The organism is Armatimonas sp. (assembly GCF_043760365.1).
Taxonomy (GTDB): domain Bacteria; phylum Armatimonadota; class Armatimonadia; order Armatimonadales; family Armatimonadaceae; genus Armatimonas.
Map to the genome: position 1 here is coordinate 1 of NZ_JAYUPA010000676.1, position 3,870 is coordinate 3,870.

Genomic DNA, 3,870 nt, shown 5'->3' on the forward strand with positions numbered 1-3,870 from the left:
TTTGAGATCCCGCTGATCGCCCGCAAGATGGCCGCGTCGGGCAAGTACGATGCCGTCGTCTGCCTCGGGTGCCTGATCCGTGGCTCCACCGATCACTACGACTATATTGCGTCGGAGGCCAGCAAGGGAATTGCGCAGGCCATGCTCGCCACCGACACCACGGTGACTTTCGGCGTTTTGACCTGCGACACCATTGAGCAAGCCATTGAGCGCGCCGGCACCAAGGCGGGCAATAAAGGCGCAGAGGCCGCCGTCGCCGCCATCGAGATGGCGAACCTGTGCAAGTCGCTGGGCTAAGGCTCACAGACGCCGATTTCAACCGGCGGGTTCTGAGGCCGTAACCAAACCGTGGCGTTTCGCGTTAGTCTATCCATGAACCCAACACGACGCGCGATTTTAAAGTGGAGTGGCATTGCACTGGTCTCCTCTCCCGTGGTAGGCATTTTGACGCTCTCCATCTCCGGGCCGGGCCTGCTGGAGAGGCAGCGCAGTGCCGCCCGCCGCGAGGGGATTCCGCTCACCCCCGAAGATCTACGCCCCAACCCACCGATTCCCAACGCGCAAAACGCCGGGCCACTACTCAAAGAGCTGACTCGGCGCTACAAAGTGCTCCCCGAAAAAGAGTCTCATGACTGGGACGCCACCTACGACCAGTTTGGCAAGAACCTCGACGATCCGAAGGCTCGCGTGGCGTTTCAGGAGAGCCTGGTGCGCTACGCCGACTTGGTTCAGCTTGCCGAAGCTGCCACGGAGCGCCCGCACTGTGACCTCGCCTACGACTGGAATCAGGGCATGAACCTGGAGTTTCCTGAGTTTGCGATCGTCCGCCGGTTTGGGCGCTTATTCACGGCACGGGCCTCGCTTGCAACCGATGCCTCTAGCGCCTGGGCGGATGTGGCTCGCTGCGCGAAGCTGGGTAACCTCATGGGACAAACCCCGTGCTTAATCGCCGCCCTGGTGTCGGTTGCCCTCCACGCCATCGCCGATAAGAGCTACATCGCGACTCTGAAACGCTTCGGCCCCAGCCCACAAGCACGCGAGACTCTAACAGCGTTTGGCCCGCCTCCCAAGCCTACTGTCTATTTCCGAGGCGAAGTCGTCTCCTGCACCATGACTCTGGAGCAGCTTCGTGCTGGAAAACTCAAAGACATGGCCGACGATGAAGGTGGGGTTTTTATCGGGGGGGCGGTCTGGAAAAATCTGTCGTTCGTCGCGCCGGTGGCAGTTCCGTTCTGGGAGAAGCAGCTCTTGTTTTTCTGGCGCGAGGCGTTTGCCAAGGCAAGAGACACTGAGCGCACGGGCGATTATGAGGGCCTGGGGAAGTGGTTTGATACCAGGATGAAAGTGTGGGAGCGCGATAAGATCAATATCCCTCAGAACCTGCTCGTTCTGATCCTCACGCCGGTCTTTTCCCAGGCGACCAACAAAACCCACATTTCCACGCTGGCCCTGCGACGGCTGCGGGAGTCGGCGCTGGCACTGCTGGAGGAGAAAGCGAAGACGGGCGCGTTCCCTGACTCCCCAAAGCTCTCCATTGATCCGTTCTCATCCACAAAACAGCCGCTACGTTACCGAAAAGAGAGCAACGGCTGCATTCTCTACAGCGTCGGGCAGGATCACACCGACGACGGCGGGGTGGAGAAGCGCGAGAAAAACAGCGAGAAACTGGATCTCGTCGTGCGGCTGTAAGCGCCCAATGGAATTAGGCGTCTTCAGTGGCGCAAGCGCCGCAAAGCCCGTGCCGGGCTAGGGAATTTGGTTTGGTAGCCCGGCACGGGCTTTGCAGCCGAAGGCTATTGCAGACGCCGGTTTCAACCGGCGGCAAGCGTATCGGGAAGGCGCTCGCTGGCCTCCTCGCGGGTCTTGCCATCGAGCAGGCACGAGATATTCATGTCGCCCATTACATTGATCATTGTGCGGCACCTATCAAGAAACCAGTCCACGGTAAAGAGCAGGGCGATGTAGCGTACATCCAGCCCGACGGCAGTGAAGACCAGTGTCATCGTCACCAGCCCCGCCTCCGGGATTCCCGCCGCGCCCACCGACGCCACAATGCTGGTGATCACGACAAGAAGCTGCTGCTGGAGCGTGAGATTTTGACCCAAGAGCTGCGCCACAAACAGCGCTGACATCGCCTCGTAGAGCGCGGTGCCGTCGTTGTTGAAGTTCGAGCCGACTAGTGAGCCCATGCTGGCCGAGCGCTCCCGTAGGCCCACTTTAGTCCAGAGGCACTGGAAAGTCACCGGCATTGTGGCCGTGGACGACGCGGTGGAGAAGGCCATCACCAGCGCATCGCGGCAGCCTTGGAGTAGTGGGCCGGGGCGCACCCAGGAGCCCATACGAACACGGGTTAAGTAGTAGCATGCCTGCAAGAACAAGGCAATCAGCACGGCGATAATAAAGTAGCCCAGCGCCGCAAACGGCGCGAAGCCCTGCTTGCCCACAATTGAGGCGACAATGCCAAAGATGCCCAGCGGGACGATCTGGATGATGCCATGCAAAATGCTCACCAGTGTCTCCATCGCAATATCCACGACCTGCATCACGGTGGTCACGGCGCGGTCTTTCACTTTCCGCAGCGTGGTTCCAAAGGCCAACGCCAGCAGGATAATCCCGATGACATTGTTCTCCACCAGCGGCCCGGCTAAACTCTTGGGGACGTTGTCGAGGAACTGCTCCCAGACCTCTTTCTTAGCGTCGGGCGCTTTCCAGCCCGATTTTTCCATCGTCTCTAGGATGAGTTTTTTTTGCGGGTCGCTCTCTTTCGATGAGAGCGTGACCTTGGGAGCGGGCAGCTCCAGCTTGCCGTGCTTGCCCGGCTGGATCACATTCGCGACAAGCAAGCCAATCACAATCGCGACTATGGTATTGAGTACCAGCAGGCCCCCAAGCTTTGCCGCAAGCTTGCCGCGCACCTCGGTCTTCATTAGGGCCTGGATCACCGCAACCAGAATCAGTGGGGGAGCCAGCGCCCCGAGCATGCGCAAGATCAGCTTGGCGGGCACTTCGAGATTCGCCGCGCCCTCGCCCCAGATTTTCCCCACTACCGCGCCCAGAACCAGCGCCATGAAAATGCGAATATACAGAGGGGTTGTCTTCCACCAGCTCAGAAATGTGTTCATACGTTGCTTATCTCCAGCCGTCGCTTTTCTTCTTCGCGCATTTTAGCCTGAATTCGCTCGCGCTCGGGGATAATTCTTTCGCGGGGCGCGGTGGGCACAAAATCAAAGCTCTCAGCACCCAGGCCACGGAGCACAGCAGCCTCGACCAGGCTGTAGTTACCATCAGAGCGGTTAAAGCACATCGGCTCTTTGAGGTGCACGGGCGGGTTGGTGATCAGTCGGGGCAGGCGCAGTGCGTTCTTCGAGGAGGCGTGGAGCAGATAGGGGTGCATCAAATAGACATCGCCCGCCTCGCCGGTGGCCTCCAGAAACTCGGAGCACTGCGAAATAAGGCTCTGGAAATCAAAGCCCTCGGGGCGAACACCTTCACGGTGCGCTGCGAGAAACTTTGCGATCACGGGCACGGAGTCGGGGGCGACAAATGTCGCGCCGCCGGTCGGGAGCACATCGGACCAGAGAACAATCGTGAGAAGTCCCTGCTCGGGAGAGTCTAAAAAGTGTCGGAAGAAGTCACCATCTTTGTGCCAGCCGGGCACGGAGGCGCTGGGCGGCTCCCAGTTTGTGGTGTGGCTCTCCTCTCCTAAATTGACGATAAAACCATCGCCCCAGTGCGCACTAGTGAGCCGCTCCTCGCCGCCGCAGAGCTCGCAGATCGCTCCAAAAGCCTGGGGGGAAAACTCCCGGACCTCACGGTGGTTGAGGGTCGGCATGTGAATCCGCTGTTGCGCCCAAGTGGCTTTATCATCGG

4 protein-coding genes are annotated in these 3,870 nt (G+C 59.7%); 2 read left to right on the forward strand and 2 right to left on the reverse strand.

Translation table 11 applies throughout. From position 1 onward, the window contains the following. The coding region (gene ribH, locus ACH2EH_RS15730) for a 6,7-dimethyl-8-ribityllumazine synthase (RefSeq protein WP_395143018.1) at window positions 1-297 on the forward strand (297 nt) is incomplete at its 5' end. A gap of 75 nt (window positions 298-372) precedes the next feature. Continuing rightward, window positions 373-1,689, forward strand: coding sequence for a hypothetical protein (locus tag ACH2EH_RS15735; RefSeq protein WP_395143020.1), 1,317 nt, complete (start codon window positions 373-375; stop codon window positions 1,687-1,689). Between the two features lie 122 nt (window positions 1,690-1,811). Here the strand turns inward: ACH2EH_RS15735 and ACH2EH_RS15740 are convergent, their stop codons facing one another. Together ACH2EH_RS15740 and ACH2EH_RS15745 are read right to left on the reverse strand one after the other, a co-directional pair. Then, a complete protein-coding gene (locus tag ACH2EH_RS15740) occupies window positions 1,812-3,122 on the reverse strand; it encodes a dicarboxylate/amino acid:cation symporter (protein ID WP_395143022.1) in 1,311 nt (436 codons plus the stop codon). Further along, on the reverse strand, window positions 3,119-3,870 hold a 752-nt coding region (locus ACH2EH_RS15745), incomplete at its 5' end, for a phytanoyl-CoA dioxygenase family protein (RefSeq protein ID WP_395143023.1). The genes ACH2EH_RS15745 and ACH2EH_RS15740, both read right to left, overlap by 4 nt.